A 286-nucleotide genomic window follows, 5' to 3' on the forward strand; every position below is an offset into this window, starting at 1 on the left:
CACGGAGCAGATCGAGGTCTTCTCCCTGCCATCCTTTAGCCCTGAGTTGAACCCGGACGAGGGCCTGAACGCCGACCTGAAGCAGGCTGTGACGCGCAAGCCGCCCGCCCGCGGCAAACCCGAACTTGAACGTACCGTCATCAGCCATATGGGCCGGCTCGCCAAGTTGCCCAACCGGATCCGCAGTTTCTTCGGGCATCCGTCTTTCCGTTATGCCGCGTAGTTCAAGATCGCCCCAGCCGGATCAATAACCGAGCCATCGGCAGCGTCGGGGGACAACCAGGAA

General features: G+C 61.9%; 1 pseudogene. It reads left to right on the plus strand.

Features of this window, described 5'->3' with window-relative positions:
- A pseudogene (locus tag KBI52_RS00400) lies at positions 1 to 223 on the plus strand (IS630 family transposase); the annotation flags it as partial.
- Positions 224 to 286: the final 63 nt, after the last annotated feature.

Source organism: Microvirga sp. HBU67558 (assembly GCF_018069605.1).
GTDB classification, from domain to species: Bacteria; Pseudomonadota; Alphaproteobacteria; order Rhizobiales; family Beijerinckiaceae; genus Microvirga; species Microvirga terrae.